This is a genomic window from Modestobacter altitudinis (assembly GCF_005930475.1).
GTDB lineage: Bacteria > Actinomycetota > Actinomycetes > Mycobacteriales > Geodermatophilaceae > Modestobacter > Modestobacter altitudinis.
In genome coordinates this window covers 24,029-42,563 of sequence record NZ_SJEW01000012.1, presented here as the reverse complement: position 1 = coordinate 42,563, position 18,535 = coordinate 24,029, and the positions used below count along the sequence as shown (strand labels likewise).

Below are 18,535 nucleotides of genomic sequence, written 5' to 3'. Positions count from 1 at the left end.
TGTCAGTGCTCGTGCTGCAGGACCCCGCGGATGATCGTGCCGTCGCGCTGGTCCTGGTAGCCCTGGTTGACCTCGTCGAGGGCGTACCGGCGGGTGATGAGCTCGGAGACCTTGAGCGTCCCCTGCTCGTAGAGCCGGAGCAGCCGCGGGATGTCGCGGTAGGCGTTGCACATCCCGTAGAGCGCGCCCTGCACCCGCTGCTCGAAGACGGTGGTGATGTTGCCCGGCAGCGCGACCGTGGTGTCCATCGTGTGGTCGGCCAGTCCGGTGAGCACCAGCGTGCCGCCCTTGCCCAGGCAGCGGTACGCGCCGCCGGTCACCTCCGGGCTGGTGGTGCCGGTGGCCAGGACGACGACGTCCGCGCCGGTGCCCCGGGACAGCTCCTTGGCCAGCGCCGCGGCCTCCCCGGTGCCGGCCACCGCGTGGGTGGCACCCACCGTGCGGGCGAACTCGCGGCGGAACTCGACCGGGTCGACGGCGATGACCTGCGCGGCACCGGCCATCGCCGCGCCCTGCACCGCGTTGCAGCCCACCCCGCCGGTGCCGACGACGACCACGACGTCCCCCTGCCGCACCGGGCCGGCGTTCACCGCCGAGCCCCAGCCGGTCGGCACGCTGCAGGCCATCAGCGCGGCGACGTCCAGCGGCAGGTGGGGCTCGATCCTGACGCAGGAGAACTCCGACAGCAGCGAGTGCTGGGCGAAGGCACCGACCATGCAGAAGCCACCGACCTCCGCGCCGTCCAGCCGGAACGGCCAGGTGCCGTCGGGGAGCTGCCCGGTGCCGATCGTCGCGCCCAGGTCGCAGAGGTTCGACCGGCCCGACGCGCACCACCGGCAGTGCCCGCACGCGGGCAGGAAGGAGGTGACGACGTGGTCGCCGGGCTGCACCGTCCGCACCCCCTCGCCGACCGCGAGCACCGTGCCGGCCCCCTCGTGACCGCCGACGATCGGGTACCGCTGGCTCTCGAAGCGCAGGTGCTCGTCGGAGTGGCACAGGCCGGCGTAGGCCATCTCGACCAGCACCTGGCCCGGCGCCGGGTCCAGGACCTCCAGCTCGACGACCTCCCAGTCGCCGGGCCCGCGCAGCACAGCTCCGTGCGTCTTCATCGATCGTCTCCGGGTCCGCAGGGGTGACCCGGACCACGCTAGGCGCTGCGCCCGCCCACCTGACACCCGGTGCCAGACCCCGCCCTGACGGCGGCCGCGGCGCACCGGACGGCCGGGTGCGGCACGATCGACCACCGTGAGCGACGCCGACACCCGTGCCGACACCGCGACCGCCGACCCCGCCGGCTCGGGGTGGCCGGAGACCGAGGTCTGTCCGGGGTGTGGTGCGGTGACCGCCGCCGTCCCCGGGCTGGGGAACCGTTCCCCCGGTGCCTCGGCGAGCTGCGCGGGCCTGTTCGAGGTGACCGTCCGCGGGCTCCAGGAGGACGCGGCGCAGGACGTGCCGACCGCGGCCCTGCTGCAGCTGGCCACTGACGGGTACGCCGCCCAGCACCCGGTGGACGGCGAACCGGCCGCGGCCGCGGTGCGGCTGTGCCTGTGGCTGGAGCGCGGCACCGACCCGCTGCGGGCCGCTGAGCTGGCCGGACGGGTGGACGACGCCGCACCCCGGCTGCCGTTCCGGCCGGTCCGCTGGACGACGACGGTGGCCGACCTGGCCGCCGACCTCGACGTCGTGGACCTGCCCGCGCTGGTCCGTTCCTGGGCCGACGCGGTGTGGACCGACTGGGGAGCGGCGCACCCCGCCGTCCGGGCTGCGGCGGATGCCGCACTGCCCAGCCCGGACGCAGCGCGATGAGTTACGGACGGTTTCATCTAGATTGTGCGGCGTGACTGCGGACATCGGCGGCCGCCGGGAGCGCCGCAAGGCGCAGACCCGGGCAGCCGTGCGCGAGACGGCGCAGCGGCTGTTCGCCGAGCGCGGGTTCGACGCGGTCACCATCGCCGATGTCGCCGCTGCCGCGGACGTCGCCGTCCAGACGGTGTTCAACCACTTCGAGACCAAGGAGGCGCTCTTCTTCGACGAGCGCACCCCGTGGGTCGAGCTGTCGGCCGCGGCCGTCACCGGGCGCGCTGCGGGCGCCGACCCGGTGTCGGCCCTGCGGGCCTACCTGGAGAGCGACCTCGTCAACGTGCTGGAGCGGGAGTCGCGGCCGGAGAACCGCGGCTACGTCGAGGCGCTGGAGGCCTCGACGTCACTGCGGACCCGCGAGCGGACCCTGGTCGAGCAGACCGGCGAGCGGGTCACCGCGGCGCTCACCACGGCGATCGCGCACGGCGAGTGGTCAGCGGCGCCGGCCACCGACCCGGCCACGGCGCGCGTGCTCAGCCGGCTCGTCGCCGACCTGTTCCTCGTCGCCGGCCGCGCGCTGGTCCTGGAGAACCGCCGGCTCGTGCTGACGTCCGAGCCGGACGGTCGCCGCCCGTCCGCCGCCCGGGAGGCGACGGCGGACACGCTGACCGAGGTCGAGCGCTGTGCGCGCGCGCTGGCCGGTCGGCTGCTCGACCCGGCCGGCTGACTCAGCGTCCGGGAGCGGCGGCCGGGTCGGTGATCGGCAGCAGGACGTCCTCGACCAGGTGCTCGACCTGGGCTGCGGTCATCGGCGCGGCACCGAAACTGGTGTAGCGCTGCCACCACAGCGCCTGCAGCACCTGCCCCAGCAGGGCGATCCGCTCGTCGGGGAGCTCCCGCCCGCGGGTGGCCTCCCGGTCGGCGAGCTCGCGCACCCCGGCGGCCAGCGGGTGCACCAGGGCCTCGTCGAGCCCGGCGCGCAGCTCCTCGTCGTGCCGGGCGGCACCCACGAGGCTGGCGGCGGCCCGCTCCTCGCGGTTGAGCGGCTGGGTCCAGGGCCCGAGCAGCGCGCACAGGTCCGCACGCAGCGACCCGGCGTCCTCCGGGACGGCGACCAGGGTCGTCGTGCTCAGGGCGTGCCGGGCGAGCGCGGCCATCGTGGGCCAGCGGCGGTAGATGCCGGCCTTGCCCGCCCGGGCGCGCGCAGCGACCCGGTCGCTGTTGAGCCGACCCCAGCCCTCGTCGGCCAGGATGTCCATCGCGACAGCGACCAGCTGCCCGGACAGCTCGGTGGACAGCGGCCGACCCGGGGGGCGGGCACCGGAGGTTCGCTGCGGCACGTCCGTGGTGGTCACCGTGCAATCGTTCCCTAGAAAGTGGAGCGACCACAACAAGGGCGCGCATCCACATCGCTTTCACAGCTCGCCGGTACCGTTTCATCGGCGTTTCGGAACAGATCAGGCAGATGCCGCGGGCTCAACGTGCACCTGCAGACCGGCCCCGTCGTCCGCCGTCCACCCCTTGTCGGCGGCGGCGGCGACCATCCGGTCGAACTGCGCGCCCCAGTCGGCGGCGGTCGCCTGCGGCTCCGCCGCAGCGCGCAGGGCGGCGACGTCGAGCACGCCGGTGTCCCCGTCGACCAGCCGGCCGAGCCCGGCGGTCCGCAGCGCCTGGTCCGCCTCGTCGTCGGTCACCGCCCCGACGGCCAGGTGCAGCCTGGTCAGCTCGTCCACGTCCACGACCCGCACCTCCGGCACCTCGTCGGTGCCACCCATCACCTCGACGATCATCTGTGTCTCCTCTCGTGAGTGCAGGCTCCTGGACGCTCCTGGAACGGCCCCCTCGCAGGGCCCGCTGCGAGCCCGCGAGCAGTGGGGGGCGAGGGGGTCCTTCCCCTACGTGTGCCAGGGAAAGCGGGAGAAGTCGGCGGGACGCTTCTCCAGGAACGAGTCGCGCCCCTCGACGGCCTCCTCGGCCATGTAGGCCAGCCGGGTCGTCTCCCCCGCGAAGAGCTGCTGGCCGACCAGACCGTCGTCGATCAGGTTGAACGAGTACTTGAGCATCCGCTGCGCGGTCGGGCTCTTGGCCACGATCCGCCGACCCCAGTCCAACGCGGTCGCCTCCAGCTCGGCGTGCGGCACGACCCGGTTCACCATGCCCATCCGGTGCGCGTCCTCGGCGGAGTACTCCTCGCCGAGGAAGAAGATCTCGCGGGCGAACTTCTGGCCGACCTGGCGGGCGAGGTAGGCCGAGCCGAAGCCGCCGTCGAAGCTGCCGACGTCGGCGTCGGTCTGCTTGAACCGGGCGTGCTCAGCGCTGGCCAGGGTGAGGTCGGCGACGACGTGCAGGCTGTGCCCGCCCCCGGCCGCCCAGCCGGGGACGACGCAGACGACGACCTTCGGCATGAACCGGATCAGCCGCTGCACCTCCAGGATGTGCAGCCTGCCGTTCGCGCCGTCACCGGCCTCGTAGCCGTACCTCCCCCGCACCCGCTGGTCGCCGCCGGAGCAGAACGCCCAGCCGCCGTCGGACTCGCTCGGGCCGTTGCCGGTGAGCAGCACGCAGCCGACGTCGGTGCTCAGCCGGGCGTGCTCGAACACGGCCAGCAGCTGGTCGACCGTCTGCGGCCGGAAGGCGTTGCGCACCTCGGGCCGGTCCAGGGCGATCCGCACGACCCCGGCGTCCACGGCGCGGTGGTAGGTGATGTCGGTGAGCCCCTCGAGGCCGGGGACGGGCTCCCACACCGATGCGTCGAAGATCTCCGAGACGTCCGCGCGTGCGCTCACGGCCCGAAACCTAGCCGCCGCGGTCGCCTCCCGCCGACCCGCTCCCGGGTCGATCGTGCTCTGCTGCCTGCCGGGCAGCAGAGCACGATCGTCGCCGGACTGGTCTGATGGCGGCGTGGAACTGCGGGTCGGGACCTTCAACCTCGCTTCCGGCCGGGACGGGGTGGGCCGCTCCGGTGACGCCGCCTCGCTGGCCGCCGCCCTCGCCGACGTCGACGCCGACGTGCTCGCCGTCCAGGAGGTCGACGTCGGCCAGCCCCGCTCCGGCGGTGTCGACCAGCCCGCCGCCGTGGCCGCCGCGCTCGGTGCGGCCGAGTGGCGCTTCGCCGCGGCCGTCGCCGGCACCCCCAGCCCGTTCCGCAGCTGGACGCCGGTCGACCCGCCGGTGCTGCGCGGGTCCTGGGAGACGCTCGCCGGCCCGCACTACGGGATCGCGCTGGTCAGCCGCGTGCCGGTGCGGCACTGGTCGGTGCTCGCGCTGGGCGCCGGCCGGGCCCGGCTGCCGCTGCAGGCGCCGGACCCGCGGACCGGGAAGACCCGCTGGTGGTGGTTCCCCGACGAGCCGCGGCTGGCGATCGCCGCGGAGCTCGACGGGTGCACCGTGATCGCCACGCACCTGTCCTTCGCCCCGCACACCGCGCTCCGGCAGCTGGTCCGGCTGCGGCGCTGGGCCGGCACCCTGCCCGGACCGGTGCTGCTGGCCGGCGACCTCAACCTCGTCGGCCCCGTGCCGGCGCGGGTCTTCGGCGGGCAGCGGCTGGTCAGCGAGCCGACCTACCCCGCGGCCGCGCCACGGGTGCAGTTCGACCACGTGCTGGGTCCGGCGACGGTGCACGCCACCCGCCCCGAGGTCCGGCCGCTCGCGATCGGTGACCACCGGCTGGCCACCGTGACGGTCACCACCCCCTGACGGGGTCAGGCGCCGAAACCGGGTCAGGGTTCGGCGCCGAAACCGGGCCGGGGTTGGGCGCCGAAACCGGGCCGGGGTTCGGCGCCGAAACCGGGCCGGGGTTCGGCGCCGAATCCGGGAGGGGACGTCAGGACAGCAGCGGTCGGAGGGTCGGCAGCGAGGCGGAGAAGCCCGGGTGCAGCACGGGCAGCGCGGCCAGCGGCCACCAGTCGACCCCGACGCTCTCCTCGTTCAGCGCCAGGGCGCCCGGCTCCAGGTCGCCGGCCGGGGTGGCGAGCACGGTCGTGTAGCTCCAGCCGCCGTGGTCGTCGACGGACTCGGTCCCCAGGACGACGTCGGCGCGGCGCAGGCCGAGCTCCTCCCCCGCCTCCCGCAGCGCGCCGTCGACGGCGGACTCGGCGGGGTGCAGCGCGCCACCCGGCGTGCCCCAGGTGCCGCCGTGGTGCGACCAGCCGACCCGCAGCTGCAGCAGCACCTCGACGCCGGACGCACCGACCCGGTGCAGCAGCAGGCCCGCGGCGCCGGCCAGCCCCCAGTGCCGGTGACCCAGCGCGCAGGTCGTCCAGCCGTCCGTCGGCGAGCGGTGCAGCATCAGGCGGTGGGCAGGCCGCGGCTGCGGCGTGAGCTGATCACCCCGGTGTCGAACCCGGCCCAGTGCAGTCCGCCGGCGAACCGGGCGTGCTCGATCTTCAGGCAGCGGTCCATGACCACCTCGAGCCCGGCGTCCTCCGCGCGGGCGGCGACGTCGTCGTCCCACAGCCCGAGCTGGAGCCACAGCGTGCGGGCCCCGGCCGCGAGGGTCTCGTCCAGCACCTCGGGCAGGTCGCTGGGCTTGCGGAAGACGTCGACGACGTCGGGGGTGCCGGGGACGTCGGCCAGCGACGGGTAGACCGGTCGGCCGAGGATCTCCTTCGCCCGCGGGTTGACGAACCAGATCTCGTACGGCGCCGTCGACAGCAGGTAGGTGGCGACGAAGTAGCTGGCCCGCGACGGGTTGTCCGAGGCGCCGACGATCGCCACCGTCGTCGTCCGGGCCAGGATCGCCTGCCGCTCGCGGGCGCTGGGGCCCTCCCAGGTGCGCACGTCAGACATCCTTCACCGCCGCGGCCAGCGCCTGGTCGAGGTCCCACAGCACGTCCTCGACGTCCTCCAGCCCGACCGAGATACGGATCAGGTCCGGCGACACCCCGCCGGTCTCCAGCTGCTCGACCGACAGCTGGCCGTGCGTGGTCGACCCGGGGTGGATGACCAGCGTGCGGGCGTCGCCAATGTTGGCCAGGTGGCTGCACAGCTCGACGGACTCGATGAACCGGCGCCCGGCGTCCCGGCCGCCGACGACGCCGAAGCTGAACACCGCTCCGGGCCCCTCGGGCAGGTACCGCTGGGCGAGGGCGTGGTCGGGGTGCCCGGGCAGCCCCGAGTACCGCACCCAGGCCACCCGCTCGTCGGCGTCCAGCCACTCGGCGACCCGCTGGGCGTTGGCGACGTGCTCGCGCATCCGCTGCGGCAGCGTCTCGATGCCCAGCAGCAGCAGGAAGGCGCTGTGCGGGGCGAGGGTGGCGCCCACGTCGCGCAGCTGCTCGCTGCGCAGCTTGGTGAGGAAGCCGTACTCGCCGAAGTTGTCCCACCAGCGGATGCCGCCGTAGCTGTCGCTCGGCTCGGTCATCGCGGGGAACCGGCCGTTGCCCCAGTCGAAGGTGCCGGCGTCCACGACCAGCCCGCCGAGCGTCGTCCCGTGGCCGCCGAGGAACTTGGTCGCGGAGTGGATGACGATGTCGGCGCCGTGCTCGATCGGCCGGCAGAGGTACGGCGTGGCCGTGGTCGCGTCGACCACCAGCGGGACGCCGGCGGCGTGCGCCACGTCGGCGAGGCCGCGGACGTCGGCGACGTCGCTGCCCGGGTTGCCCACCACCTCGGCGAAGACGCACTTGGTGCGGTCGGTGATGGCCGCGGCGTAGTCGGCCGGGTCGTTGCCGCGCACGAACGTCGTCTCCACCCCGAACCGGCGCAGCGTGACGTCGAGCTGGGTGATCGTGCCGCCGTACAACGACGCCGAGGCCACGATGTGGTCGCCCATCCCGGCGAGCGCGGCGAAGGTGAGGAACTCCGCGGCCTGCCCGGACGACGTCGCCACCGCGCCGAGCCCGCCCTCCAGCGAGGCGATCCGCTCCTCGAGGGCCGCGACCGTCGGGTTGGCGATCCGGCTGTAGACGTTGCCGTACTTCTGCAACGCGAAGAGGTTGGCCGCGTCGTCGGCGGAGTCGAACACGAACGACGTCGTCTGGTAGATCGGCACGGCGCGAGCGCCGGTGGTGGGGTCGGGCGCCCCGCCGGCGTGCAGGGCACGCGTGCGGAACCCCCAGGTGCGGTCGGCCATCGTCGTCCTCTCGTCGGCTCGTGCCGAGTCTGCCCCCTGCGGCGGGTGGTTGCCGGAGGGGGGAGGTGGGCACCCGGTCGTACACAACCGACGACGGACGAGGAGCTTGACGTGGCGAGTGGTGTGGCGAGTGTGTGGGTCCCGGTCGACGACATGGACCGGGCGCGGGCGTTCTACCGGGACACCCTGGGCCTGAGCGAGCAGAAGACCACCGAGGACTGGAGCGAGTTCGACGCCAACGGCCTGATGATCGGGCTCAACGCCCGCGAGGGCACCGGCCACTCGCACGGCGGGGCCGTCATCACCTTCCAGCCCGACGGCGACATCGAGGCCGAGGTGGAGGAGCTGAAGGGCAAGGGCGTGGAGTTCTCCGGCGGGATCAGCGACCACCCGTGGGGCCGGATCGCGCCGTTCAAGGACTCCGAGGGCAACGACCTGCAGTTCTACGCGCCGCCGTCTTGACCTGACCGCTCGGTGGAGTGCCACGGCGCGGAGAACGCGTCCGTGGCACTCCATCAGCACAATGGCGGCATGGAGACCGTGCAGCTGCGCCGCTACGTCCTGGAGCCCGGCCGGATGGCCGACTTCCTGGCCTGGTTCCCGACCCTGCTCCCGACCCGTCAGCAGTACGGCTTCCGGGTGCTGTTCGCGCTGGCCGAGCACGAGCACCAGACCTTCACCTGGGCCGTCGCGCACGACGGCGACGAGGCGGCGTTCCGGGCCGCCGAGGAGACCTACCTGAGCAGCCCCGAGCGGGCGCAGGTGTTCGAGACCTTCCCGGCCGGCATCGCGTCCATGGAGATCGGCTTCGCCTCCCCCGCCGTCTGACGCCTCCACCACAGGCAGCCTCCGGCGAAGGGGCTGCTCAGCCGGGTGGGGGTGGGCCCTCGCTGCCGCGGCCCGGGGCGCCGGCGAAGGCCTGCGCGACGTCCAGCCACCGGTCGGCGTCCGGGCCGACGGCGACCAGCTGCAGGGCGGCGCGCGGGCGGCGCTGGACCACGCGGAGGCAGAAGTCCAGCAGCGGTCCGCTCACCTGCTGCTCGGCGTCCGCCGGGCCGGCCGACCAGCGTGAGCCGTCGGCGCGGGTCAGCTCCACCCGGACCGGCGCTCCCGGGGCGGGCAGCCCGTGCGCGGCGAACGCGAAGTCCCGGGTGCGGACGCCGAGGTGGGCGACGTGGTCCAGCCGCCGGGACTCCCTGACCGGCACACCCAGCGCGTCCCGGACGTCGACCCCGTGCGCCCAGGTCTCCATCAGCCGGGCGGTCGCCATCGACGCGGTGCTCATCGGCGGACCGAACCACGGCAACCGGACCCCGGAGGGCACGGCGACCAGGGCGTCGGCCAGCCGGTGGCGGCCGGCCCGCCACCGCTCCAGCAGCTCCGCGGGGCGGACGCCGACCGCCGCGGAGGCACCGCGGTCACCGCCGTCGGAGGGGTCGGCCGCGGCCCGGGCGGTGAACGCGTCCGGGTCGGTGGCCGCGAGCAGGGCCACCTCGTCGGTCCAGGCCAGGTGCGCCACCTGCGCGGCGACGGTCCACCCGGCGGCCGGGGTGGGCCGGGTCCAGTCGCCCGGGCCGAGGGCTCCCAGCAGCTCCTCCAGCGCCGCGCCCTCGGCTTCCAGGTCGGCCAGCAGTCCCTCGATCACCCGAGCGCCGCCGCGGCCATCCGGCGCAGCTCCGCGCGCTGGACCTTCGCCGAGGCCGTCATCGGCAGCTCGTCGACGACCCGCCAGGACCGGGGCACCTTGAACGGCGACAACCGGTCCCGGCAGTACCCGGTCAGCTCCGCCGGGCTCGGGTCCCGGTCCCCCGCCGGGACGACGAACGCCACCACCAGCTCACCCCACCGCGGGTCCGGCACCCCGACCACCGCGGCCCGGGCGACGTCCGGGTGCTCGACCAGCACCTCCTCGACCTCCACCGGGGAGACGTTCTCACCACCGGTTTTGATCATGTCCTTGAGCCGGCCGACCACCCGGCAGGCACCGGCCGCGGACATCTCGGCCAGGTCGCCGGTGTGCAGCCAGCCGTCGGGGTCGATCGCCTCGGCGGTGGCGACCGGGTCGTCGAGGTACCCCCGGGTGATCCGCGCGCCCCGCACCCACAGCTCCCCCGGCGTCCCCGGCGGGACGGCGGCGCCGTCGGGGCCGGCGATCCGGACCTCGGTGCCGGCCAGCGGCGCGCCGACGGTCTCCCGGCGCACCGGGTCGGGGTCCTCCGGGGAGGTCTGCAGGACCGCGCCGCAGGTCTCGGTCATGCCGAAGGTGATCGACAGCCGGGCGCCGAACACCTGCTCCACCCGGTCGACGAACGCCGGCGTCACCGTCATCCCGCCGGTGAACAGCACCCGCAGGTCGGGGAGCTCCGGCGGGCCGGCCGCGGCCAGCAGGTCCAGCAGCGTCGGCGCCGCCGACAGCATGCTCACCCGGCGCTCCCCGAGCGCCCGCAGCACCGGCTCCGGCGCGAAGGGCAGGACGACGTGCTCGGCGCCCGCGCTGAGCGCCCCGACCACGCCGAGCACGTTGCCGGCGGTGTGGAACAGCGGCATCGGGTTGCACCACACCCGCCCGGCGGCCGGGCCGAGCCGCTCGGCGAACGCCGTCCCGGTCGCGACCATCGCGGCGTGGGTGATCCGCACGCCCTTGGCCCGCCCGGTGGTCCCGGAGGTGAACTGCACCTGGGCCAGCGACTTCGGGTCGACGACGGGCAGCTCACCCGGGGTCGCCCAGGGCAGCGCGGCCCGCCAGTCGGTGCCGACCCGCACGACCTCGACGCCGTCGACGGCGGCGCACAGGTCGGCCACCGGGTTGCCCGCCACCTCCTCGGCGGCCAGCGCCAGCACGGCGCCGGAGAGCCGCAGCGCGTGCTCGACCTCGGCCGGCCGGGACCGCGGGTTGACCGGGACCAGGGTCATCCCGGCCAGCGCGACCCCGAGCTGGACCAGCACGGGCGCGGGCCCGTTGCCCAGGCAGGTGGCGACCCGGGCGCCGGGGGCCTGCCGGGTGAGCAGCCCGGCGGCGACCGCCTCGGCGTCGGCCAGCAGCTCGGTCGCCGTCCAGGACTCCCCGGTGTCCGGGGTGGACAGCAGCAGGTCGGCGGGCCCACGCCCGACGGCCCGGCGGAGGACGTCCCCGAGGACGCCGTCGGCCGGGCCGGCGGCCGGCGCCCGCAGCTCGCTCAGCACGAGTGCGGGCACCGGTCAGCCCCCGTAGGAGAAGGACTCCGCGCTGGGACCGCTGAGCTCGTCCACCAGCGCGAGCCCGGCCGGGGCGTTCGCGTCGACCTTGGACAGGTAGACGGTCGTGGTCGGCGACTGGCCCACCTGCGAGTAGTCCAGCCCGTCGGGCAGCAGGCCCTTGGTGTCGACCGAGGAGCTCTCCCGCAGCGCCGCGACCACGCCCTCCGGCGTCAGGTTGCCCGACTCGCAGGCGCCGTCCAGCGACTGCTTGAGCAGCTCGGCCTGCACGTAGGCCAGCGGCACCTCCCAGCCGATCGCGCCGTCGGGGTCGGCCTTGGCGTACAGGTCGTTGGCCGCCTTGACCCCCTCGGAGTCCGAGGCGTACGGCGCGATGCTGGTGATGCTGTAGGCGTTGGCCAGCAGCGCGTCGGCCGCCGGCGTCGTCAGCAGCGAGGGGTTGAAGGTCGGGTTCATCCCGATGATCGGGACGTTCGCCCCCTGGGAGACGAGCACGCCGGCCAGCGAGGCGAACTGGGTCGGCGCGGCGGCCAGCACGACGCCGGCGACGCCGGCCTGGGCCAGCGCGGAGGCCTGCGCGGACAGGTCCGTCGTCGCGGAGGTGATCTCCTGCGCGACGATCTCCACGCCGCGCTCGTCGGCGGCGTGCTCGGCACCGGCCAGCGCGTCGCCGCCGTAGTCCCCGGCGAAGTAGACGACGCCGACCTTCGAGCCCTCGGCCATGCCGAGCTCGTCGACCATGTAGTCGATGGCGTTCGCCGCCTCGATCGCGTTCGAGGCGCCGGGGAGCTGGTTGTTCTCGTACTGCAGCGCCGTGCCCGCCCAGCCGACGCCGCCGACGTACACGTCGTCCTGCTCGGCCAGCGGGAGCACCGCGGCACTGGTCGGGCCACCCAGCACCTGCTGCAGTGCGATGACGTCGGGCGCCATGCTGCGGTACAGCGTCACCGCCTTCTGCGGGTCGTAGCCGTGGTCCTGCACGTCGACGACGACGTCGCGGTCGCAGATCCCGCCGTCGGCGTTCACCTGGTCCCAGTAGGCCTTGGTCTCGGTGACCTGCACCGCGGCGCCCGCGGCGAACGGCCCGGACAGGTCGGTGAGCATGCCGACGTGGATCTCGCTGTCGGTGACCCCGTTGCCGGTCTCCACCTCGTCCGAGCCGGAGCCCCCCGCACTGCTGGACTCGCCCGGGTCGGTGGTGCTGCAGGCGGCCAGCGCCAGCGCGGTGGCGGCCGCCAGCGTCAGGGCGCGGGCGCGGGGCAGGTGCTTCATCGGGTGGTCTCCTTCGACCGTGATGGAGTGACCGCGGCCGGGCGGCCGACGTCATCGGTGCTGATCGGGTCGTGCGGTGCGGGACCCGCCGGGGGCGAGCTGCGGGAGCTGCGGTGCCGGAGCCGGCGAGCGGCGCCGGCCAGCCCACCGCGGAGGAACAGCAGGACGGCGATGATGGCCAGCCCGTAGACGATCCGGGACGCCGTCGAGGGGTCCAGCCCGCCGGAGCCGGGCGCGGCCAGGAACGGCAGCGACCCGCTGTACTCGGCCAGCACCAGCGGCAGGGCGGTGACGAACAGCGCCCCGACGACGGCGCCGCCGACCGAGCCCAGCCCGCCGAGCACGATCATCACCAGGAAGTCCACGGACGCGGTGAGGCTGAAGACGTCGGGGGCCACCCGGCCGTAGGCCAGCGCGAGCATGGCGCCGGCGAGCCCGGCGTAGGCCGAGGAGACGACGAACACCGACGCCTTGGCCCGGGCCACGCCGATGCCCATCGCCGCTGCCGCCGTCTCGGAGTCCCGGACGTTCGCCCAGGCCCGGCCGGTGCGGCCGGACCGCAGGTTCCCGGCCAGCCAGCAGGCGACCAGGGCCAGGACGAGGAAGAGGTACCAGAGCCGGTGCAGCCCCTCGAACTCCACGCCCGCGACGGCGAGGTAGTCCGGGTCGGAGTTGCTGAAGCTGAAGCCGCCGAGGGCGAAGGACTCCACCGAGCGGCCGGTGAACCCGCCGGTCCACTGGTCGAGGTTGACCAGCAGGTGCCGGACGATGAAGACCAGGCCGAGCGTGGCCAGCCCCAGGTAGATGCCACGCAGCCGGCCGGCCACCGGGGAGAAGGCCGCACCGACCAGCGCGCTGACCACCGCGGCCAGGACCAGTCCGGCGAGCGGGGGCAGACCGGCGCCGCTGACGGTCGTCGTCGACTCGCCGGTGGACCAGGCGTAGACGTAGGCGCCGATCGCGGCGAACGCCGCGTGCCCCAGCGACAGCTGTCCGGCGACCCCGACCAGCAGGGTCAGCCCGACCGCACCGATGGCCGTGGCCATCACGAACAGGCCGGTCTGCAGCCAGAAGTCCGACAGCACCAGGGGCAGCGTGAGGGCGACCAGCACGAGCACCAGCCCGCCGATCCGGCTGCGCCACCGAGTTCCATGGAGCTCAGACACGGACGGCCTCCTTGCTGCCCAGCAGGCCCGAGGGCCGCACGAGCAGGACGACGATCATGACGACGTACGGCGCGACCTCGCCGAAGCCGGTGCCGACGAACTGCTCGAGGTCGCTCTCGTAGCCGGTGACCAGCGCGCTGGTGAGCCCGATGACCAGGCCCCCGACGACGGCGCCGGGGACGGAGTCGAAGCCGCCGAGCACCCAGGCGGGGATCGCCGCGAAGGCGCTGAGCGCGACGGTCGGGGCCACCCCGGGAGCGGGGAAGGAGGTGAGGAAGACGCCGGCGACGGCGGCCAGCACCCCGGCCAGCGCCCAGCCGGTCGCCGCGGTTCGGGAGAGCCGGATGCCCATCAGCGAGGCGGTCGGCCCGTCGGCGGCCGCCGCGCGCATGCCGACACCCAGGTCGGTGCGGGAGAAGAGGTACCAGAGCCCGGCGAAGGCCACCACGGTCACGCCGGCGGCGACCACCCGGCCGGTGGGCAGCGACACGTCGCCGAACCGGACCACCGAGGCCCCCCACGGAGCGCCGAGGGTCAGCACCTGGTTGCCGATCCGCCGGGTGAGCTCGGTGAGCAGCACGATGTCCACGCCGAGCATCAGGATCGCCGCCGTACCAGCGTTCTTGTCGGCCAGGTGGCGCACCAGCAGGGCGTTGATCAGCACCCCGGCCACCGCGGCCCCCGCCATCGCGACCAGCAGCGCCGGCCAGAACCCGATGGTGTCGTGCAGCACGGCGACCAGGTAGGCGCCGAGGAGCACCACCGAGCCGTGCGCGAAGTTCAGCACCCCGGTGGAGGTGAAGACGATGGCGAAGCCGGCGGCGATCAGGCTCAGCACGAGGCCGTACGACAGCCCGTTGAGCACCTGCTCCAGGAAGTAGCTCATGCCCAGTCCCCCGCTCCGCGCTCGTTCCGCTCCTCGCTCGCAGGGCTCGCTGCGATGCTCGCTCGCTCGTCGCTCATGCCGCAGCCGCCCCCAGGTAGGCCCGGACGACCTCAGGATCGCGCTGCACCTCGGCGGGCGTGCCCTCGGCGATCTTCTTGCCGAAGTCGAGGACGGTGACCTGCTCGGCCAGCCCCATCACGAAGGGCATGTCGTGCTCGACCAGCACGATCGACAGGCCCAGGTCCCGGCGGACCTGGCGGATGGTGTCGGCCATGTCCTGCGACTCCCCGTGGGTCATCCCGGCGACCGGCTCGTCGAGCAGCAGCAGCGAGGGGCGGGCGGCCAGCGCCCGGCCCATCTCCACGCGCTTGCGGTCGCCGTAGGCCAGCGTGTGCACCGGCGTCCGCAGCAGGTGACCGATGCCGAGCAGCTCGGCGATGCCGGCGACGGTCTCCCGGTTCTGGCGCTCCTCCCGGCGGACCCGCGGGGTCCGCCAGGCCCCGGACACGACACCGGCCCGCATCAACCGGTGCCGGCCGACGAGCAGGTTGTCCTCGACGGTGTCCTCGAGGGCGAGGGAGATGTTCTGGAACGTCCGGGCGACGCCGAGCCCGGCCACCCGGTGGGCCGGCAGCGCGGTGAGCTCCTCGTCGCCGTAGTGGACGGTGCCCTCGGTGGCCCGGTAGGCGCCGCCCAGGACGTTGACCAGGGTGGACTTGCCGGCCCCGTTGGGACCGATGAGGGCGTGCACGGTGCCCGGCTCGACGGTGAAGCTGACGTCGGACAGGGCGGTGATGCCGCCGAACCGGACGGTCAGCCCCTCGACGCGCAGCTGCCGCGGCGGCTCGGCGTTCGGGATCTCGGGCTCCTCGACGACCACGGGCTCGGTGGCCACCACCGGGACGGCGACCCCCAGGTACCGCTCCTGCACCTCGTCGCTGGCCGCGAGCTCCGCGGCCGACCCGGCGGCGGTGACCCGGCCGACCTCCAGCACCGAGGCGGCGTCGGCGACCCGCAGGCCCATCACCGCGTTCTGCTCGATCAGCAGCACCGCGGTGCCCTGCCGGTTGATCTCGGTGACGATCTCGCCGATCTGGTCGACGAGCAGCGGCGCCAGGCCGAGCGAGGGCTCGTCGAGCAGCAGCAGCCGGGGCGAGACCATCAGCGCCCGGCCCATCGCCAGCATCTGCTGCTGGCCACCCGACAGCAGGCCGCCGGGCTGGTCCCGCCGCTCGGCCAGGATCGGGAAGAGGTCGAACACCCGGTCGCGGGCCTCGGCCCGGGCCTTGGTGTCGCGCACCGTGTAGCCACCGGCCCGCAGGTTCTCCTCCACCGTCAGGTCGCGGAACACCCGGCGCCCCTCGGGCACCTGCACCAGCCCGCGGCCGACGACGGCGGCGGTGTCGAGCCCGGCGAGGTCCTCGCCGGCGAACCGGACGGTGCCCCCGGTGACCGTGCCGCCGTAGGGGTCCAGCGCCCGGGAGATCGCGCGCAGCAACGAGGTCTTGCCGGCACCGTTGGAACCGAGGACGGCGACGACCTGGCCCTCGTCCACGGTCAGCGAGACGTCGGACAGGGCGCTGATGGTGCCGTCGTAGACGACGTCGAGGTGCTCGACGGTCAGCAGGGGCGGGGACATCGACGTCCTCCTGGTTCGGCGGCAGGACCCGATCACGCGTCATCGTGGTCCAGGTCACGCAAAAGCTAGAGAACGTATCGACGTGCGTCAAGAGAGTGTCTAGCTTTGATGCACCTGAGCCGCTGTGCTGGGATCAGCGACAGGAGCGGGGAGGTCCCATGAGCGCACTGCCGGCCGTCGAGGACGGGCCCGAGGGCGAGGAACCGTCGGCCTCCGGCGCCGCGCACCGGCCCCAGTCGCTGCTGCTCAGCTTCTTCGGCGCCCTGGTCGTGGACGCCGACCTGCCGCCGCTGCCCTCGGCCACCCTGCTCGACCTGCTGGCCGACCTCGGCGTCACCGAGGCCGCGGCGCGCGCCACCCTGAAGCGGATGACCCAGCGCGGGCTGCTCACCCGCGGGCAGGTCGGCCGGACGGCGGAGTACGCCCTCACCCCGCTCGCCGAGGACGTGCTGCGCCGGGCCACCGACCGGGTGGCCTCCGCGGCGCCGTTCGAGCACCCCGACGGCGAGTGGACGCTGCTCAGCTACTCGGTGCCGGAGAGCCGCCGCGACCTGCGGCACCGGGTGCGCTCACGGTTGACCTGGGCCGGCTTCGGTGGCCTGCGGGACGGGCTGTGGATCGCCCCCGGGACGGTCGACGTCGTCGCCGTCCTGGGCCGTTCCGACCTGGCCGACGTCGCCGGCCTGGCCGACGCGTTCGCCGGCCGGCCGCTGCCGGGGACCGACGTGCACCGGCTGGTGCACCGGGCCTGGGACGTGCCGGCCGTGCGCACGGCGCACACCTGGTTCATCGACACCTGGAGCCGTCCGCCCCGGGTCGCCGGGTCGCTGGCCCAGCTCACGCTGCTCGGCGCGGACTGGTTGTCCCTGCTGCGCACCGACCCCGGCCTGCCCGCCACCCAGCTGGGCCCGGCCTGGCCCGCCGCGGCCAGCAGCGCGGTCTACCGGCGCGTCTTCGACGGCCTCGCCCCGGCCGCCCGGGCAGCCCTGGATCGCAGCCTCCGCGCCCACGGCCGCTAGCAACCGGCCCGTGCGGCCCGCTGCAGGGGCCCGCGCCGAGCGTGGGGGGCAGCGGGGTCCTCCTTCAGCCGGTGGCGGTCCAGATGCGGGTGAGCATGTCCCGGAGCCGGTCGCGCTCGGCGTCCCCGAGCAGGCCGAGCGGGGTCTCGACGGCGGTGTCGGCGTCCCGGCCGGCGGCGTCGCGGACCCGCCGGCCCTCGGACGTCGGCACGACCAGCCGGGTGCGCCGGTCCGCCTCGGCCGCCTGCCGCTCCACCAGCCCGGCGGCGACCAGCTCGTCGACCAGCAGCACCACCTGCGAGGGGTCCAGGCCGAGCACGGTGGCCAGCTCGCGCTGGCTGAGCCCGTCGGCGGCCTCGCAGGCGAGCACCAGCACCGAGTACGACCGCACCCGCAGCCCGTGCTCGGCCAGGGCGGCGTTCGTCGCCCGCACGACCTGCCCGCTGGCGCGGGAGAGCAGGAAGCCCAGGTCGTCGGCCAGAGGCTTACCCATGCACACCTCCATCGTTGACAATCTCCACGATACGCACTTACGTTGCCCGGACCACCCCCTGTCTCGATGAGGAGCACCCGTGGACCTGACCGGCAAGGTCGCCGTCGTCACCGGATCCGGGCGGGGCCTCGGCCTCGCCTACGCCACTGAGCTGGCCCGCCGCGGCGCCGCGGTCGTGGTCAACGACGTCGAGGCGGCGGTCGCCGAGGCCGCGGTCGCCTCGATCACGCAGGCGGGCGGCACCGCCGTGGCCGAGGTCGTGCCCGTCGGCACGAGCGAGGCCGCCCAGGCGTTGGTCGACCGGGCGGTGAGCGAGTTCGGCCGGCTCGACGTGCTGGTCAACAACGCCGGCATCCTCCGGGACACCACGGTGTGGAAGATGACCGACGAGCAGTTCGACGCGGTCATCACCACCCACCTGCGCGGGACGTTCACCTGCACCCGGGCGGCCGTCGTCCGGATGCGGGAGCAGGGCGAGGGCGGGCGGGTCATCTGCGTCGGCTCCCCCACCGGTCAGGTCGGCAACTTCGGCCAGACCAACTACGCCGCGGCCAAGGCCGGCATCGTCGGCATGGTCCGCACCTGGGCGATGGAGCTGGCCCGCGCTCAGATCACCGTGAACGCGATCGTCCCGGTCGCGGCCACCGCGATGACCGAGACGGTGCCGTTCCTCAAGCCCTACGTCGACGCCCTGCAGGCCGGGGAGCCGCTGCCGCCGTTCGCCCGGCAGGAGCTCGGCTTCGGCTCCCCCGAGGACGCCGCCGGGCTGGTCGCCTTCCTCGCCTCCGACGCCGCCGCCGGGATCACCGGCCAGGCGGTCGGCATCGGTGGCGACCGGCTGGCCCTGTGGTCGCACCCCAGCGAGGTCGTCGTCGAGTTCGCCGACGGCACCGGGTGGTCCGCCGACGCCATCGCCGAGGTCTGGCCGAAGTCCTTCGAGGGCTCCCTGCAGACGGTCGGGCAGCAGCTGCCGGAGCCCCCCAAGTGAGCCT

Annotated in this window: 21 protein-coding genes; 7 read left to right on the top strand and 14 right to left on the bottom strand. The window is 74.6% G+C overall.

All coding sequences use genetic code 11. From position 1 onward, the window contains the following. Positions 1-2 precede the first annotated feature (2 nt). A complete protein-coding gene (locus tag FHL79_RS06910; RefSeq protein ID WP_138757877.1) occupies positions 3-1,109 on the bottom strand; it encodes an NDMA-dependent alcohol dehydrogenase in 1,107 nt (368 codons plus the stop codon). A 136-nt stretch (positions 1,110-1,245) separates the two neighbouring features. Between FHL79_RS06910 and FHL79_RS06905 the strand changes: the two genes are divergently transcribed. Both FHL79_RS06905 and FHL79_RS06900 read left to right on the top strand, forming a co-directional pair. Further along, positions 1,246-1,806, top strand: coding sequence for a DUF5946 family protein (locus tag FHL79_RS06905; protein WP_138757876.1), 561 nt, complete (start codon positions 1,246-1,248; stop codon positions 1,804-1,806). 31 nt (positions 1,807-1,837) lie between these two features. Continuing rightward, a complete protein-coding gene (locus FHL79_RS06900; protein ID WP_171058059.1) occupies positions 1,838-2,527 on the top strand; it encodes a TetR family transcriptional regulator in 690 nt (229 codons plus the stop codon). A gap of 1 nt (position 2,528) precedes the next feature. On the opposite strand, the gene FHL79_RS06895 is transcribed toward FHL79_RS06900, so the two are convergent. From FHL79_RS06895 to FHL79_RS06885, 3 genes are all read right to left on the bottom strand, one after another. Further along, positions 2,529-3,155: a TetR-like C-terminal domain-containing protein gene (locus tag FHL79_RS06895; RefSeq protein ID WP_246080461.1), complete on the bottom strand. Its 627-nt coding sequence runs from the start codon at positions 3,153-3,155 to the stop codon at positions 2,529-2,531. A 102-nt stretch (positions 3,156-3,257) separates the two neighbouring features. Beyond that, positions 3,258-3,590: a hypothetical protein gene (locus FHL79_RS06890; protein WP_138757873.1), complete on the bottom strand. Its 333-nt coding sequence runs from the start codon at positions 3,588-3,590 to the stop codon at positions 3,258-3,260. A gap of 105 nt (positions 3,591-3,695) precedes the next feature. Then, on the bottom strand, positions 3,696-4,586 hold the full coding sequence (locus tag FHL79_RS06885; protein ID WP_138757872.1) for a 1,4-dihydroxy-2-naphthoyl-CoA synthase: 891 nt from the start codon (positions 4,584-4,586) through the stop codon (positions 3,696-3,698). 115 nt (positions 4,587-4,701) lie between these two features. On the opposite strand from FHL79_RS06885, the gene FHL79_RS06880 reads away from it, so the two are divergent. Further along, positions 4,702-5,496, top strand: a complete 795-nt coding sequence (locus FHL79_RS06880; RefSeq protein ID WP_138757871.1) for an endonuclease/exonuclease/phosphatase family protein — start codon at positions 4,702-4,704, stop codon at positions 5,494-5,496. A 127-nt stretch (positions 5,497-5,623) separates the two neighbouring features. On the opposite strand, the gene FHL79_RS06870 is transcribed toward FHL79_RS06880, so the two are convergent. Genes FHL79_RS06870 through FHL79_RS06860 form a run of 3 tightly spaced genes read right to left on the bottom strand, consistent with a single transcriptional unit; the run spans position 5,624 to position 7,873 of the window. Continuing rightward, positions 5,624-6,088 (bottom strand): NUDIX domain-containing protein, encoded by a 465-nt coding sequence (locus FHL79_RS06870; RefSeq protein WP_138757870.1) that lies wholly within the window; start codon positions 6,086-6,088, stop codon positions 5,624-5,626. Beyond that, entirely contained in the window at positions 6,088-6,588 is a 501-nt protein-coding gene (locus FHL79_RS06865; RefSeq protein WP_138757869.1) for a CoA-binding protein, read from the bottom strand. Before FHL79_RS06865 ends, FHL79_RS06870 begins: the two co-directional genes overlap by 1 nt. Next, positions 6,581-7,873 (bottom strand): O-acetylhomoserine aminocarboxypropyltransferase/cysteine synthase family protein, encoded by a 1,293-nt coding sequence (locus FHL79_RS06860; RefSeq protein ID WP_138757868.1) that lies wholly within the window; start codon positions 7,871-7,873, stop codon positions 6,581-6,583. The genes FHL79_RS06865 and FHL79_RS06860 overlap by 8 nt, the downstream gene beginning before the upstream one ends. A 111-nt stretch (positions 7,874-7,984) precedes the next feature. On the opposite strand from FHL79_RS06860, the gene FHL79_RS06855 reads away from it, so the two are divergent. Both FHL79_RS06855 and FHL79_RS06850 read left to right on the top strand, forming a co-directional pair. Further along, the gene (locus FHL79_RS06855) at positions 7,985-8,335 is read left to right on the top strand and encodes a VOC family protein (RefSeq protein ID WP_246080459.1); all 351 of its coding nucleotides are present in this window, start codon (positions 7,985-7,987) and stop codon (positions 8,333-8,335) included. 69 nt (positions 8,336-8,404) lie between these two features. Further along, on the top strand, positions 8,405-8,701 hold the full coding sequence (locus tag FHL79_RS06850; RefSeq protein ID WP_138757867.1) for an NIPSNAP family protein: 297 nt from the start codon (positions 8,405-8,407) through the stop codon (positions 8,699-8,701). Between the two features lie 37 nt (positions 8,702-8,738). Here FHL79_RS06850 and FHL79_RS06845 read toward each other — a convergent pair whose 3' ends face one another. The 6 genes from FHL79_RS06845 to FHL79_RS26435 form a co-directional block, all read right to left on the bottom strand. Then, positions 8,739-9,518 carry a TIGR03084 family metal-binding protein gene (locus FHL79_RS06845; protein WP_138757866.1) on the bottom strand — a complete coding sequence of 260 codons (780 nt, stop codon included), beginning with the start codon at positions 9,516-9,518 and terminating at the stop codon, positions 8,739-8,741. Then, a complete protein-coding gene (locus FHL79_RS06840) occupies positions 9,515-11,068 on the bottom strand; it encodes a class I adenylate-forming enzyme family protein (protein ID WP_138757865.1) in 1,554 nt (517 codons plus the stop codon). Before FHL79_RS06840 ends, FHL79_RS06845 begins: the two co-directional genes overlap by 4 nt. A gap of 3 nt (positions 11,069-11,071) precedes the next feature. Further along, the gene (locus tag FHL79_RS06835) at positions 11,072-12,340 is read right to left on the bottom strand and encodes an ABC transporter substrate-binding protein (protein ID WP_138757864.1); all 1,269 of its coding nucleotides are present in this window, start codon (positions 12,338-12,340) and stop codon (positions 11,072-11,074) included. Continuing rightward, positions 12,337-13,506 carry a branched-chain amino acid ABC transporter permease gene (locus tag FHL79_RS06830; protein ID WP_138757863.1) on the bottom strand — a complete coding sequence of 390 codons (1,170 nt, stop codon included), beginning with the start codon at positions 13,504-13,506 and terminating at the stop codon, positions 12,337-12,339. The genes FHL79_RS06835 and FHL79_RS06830 overlap by 4 nt, the downstream gene beginning before the upstream one ends. Further along, a complete protein-coding gene (locus FHL79_RS06825) occupies positions 13,499-14,392 on the bottom strand; it encodes a branched-chain amino acid ABC transporter permease (RefSeq protein ID WP_138757862.1) in 894 nt (297 codons plus the stop codon). Before FHL79_RS06825 ends, FHL79_RS06830 begins: the two co-directional genes overlap by 8 nt. Positions 14,393-14,465: 73 nt before the next feature. Then, complete coding sequence (locus FHL79_RS26435; RefSeq protein ID WP_138757861.1) at positions 14,466-16,031, bottom strand: ATP-binding cassette domain-containing protein; 1,566 nt, start codon at positions 16,029-16,031, stop codon at positions 14,466-14,468. A gap of 158 nt (positions 16,032-16,189) precedes the next feature. Here FHL79_RS26435 and FHL79_RS06815 point away from each other — a divergent pair, with 158 nt between their 5' ends. Then, positions 16,190-17,050, top strand: a complete 861-nt coding sequence (locus tag FHL79_RS06815) for a PaaX family transcriptional regulator (protein WP_138757860.1) — start codon at positions 16,190-16,192, stop codon at positions 17,048-17,050. Between the two features lie 64 nt (positions 17,051-17,114). Here the strand turns inward: FHL79_RS06815 and FHL79_RS06810 are convergent, their stop codons facing one another. Then, positions 17,115-17,543 carry a MarR family winged helix-turn-helix transcriptional regulator gene (locus FHL79_RS06810; RefSeq protein WP_218938356.1) on the bottom strand — a complete coding sequence of 143 codons (429 nt, stop codon included), beginning with the start codon at positions 17,541-17,543 and terminating at the stop codon, positions 17,115-17,117. Between the two features lie 79 nt (positions 17,544-17,622). Between FHL79_RS06810 and FHL79_RS06805 the strand changes: the two genes are divergently transcribed. Next, a complete protein-coding gene (locus FHL79_RS06805) occupies positions 17,623-18,531 on the top strand; it encodes an SDR family NAD(P)-dependent oxidoreductase (RefSeq protein ID WP_138757858.1) in 909 nt (302 codons plus the stop codon). Positions 18,532-18,535 lie beyond the last annotated feature (4 nt).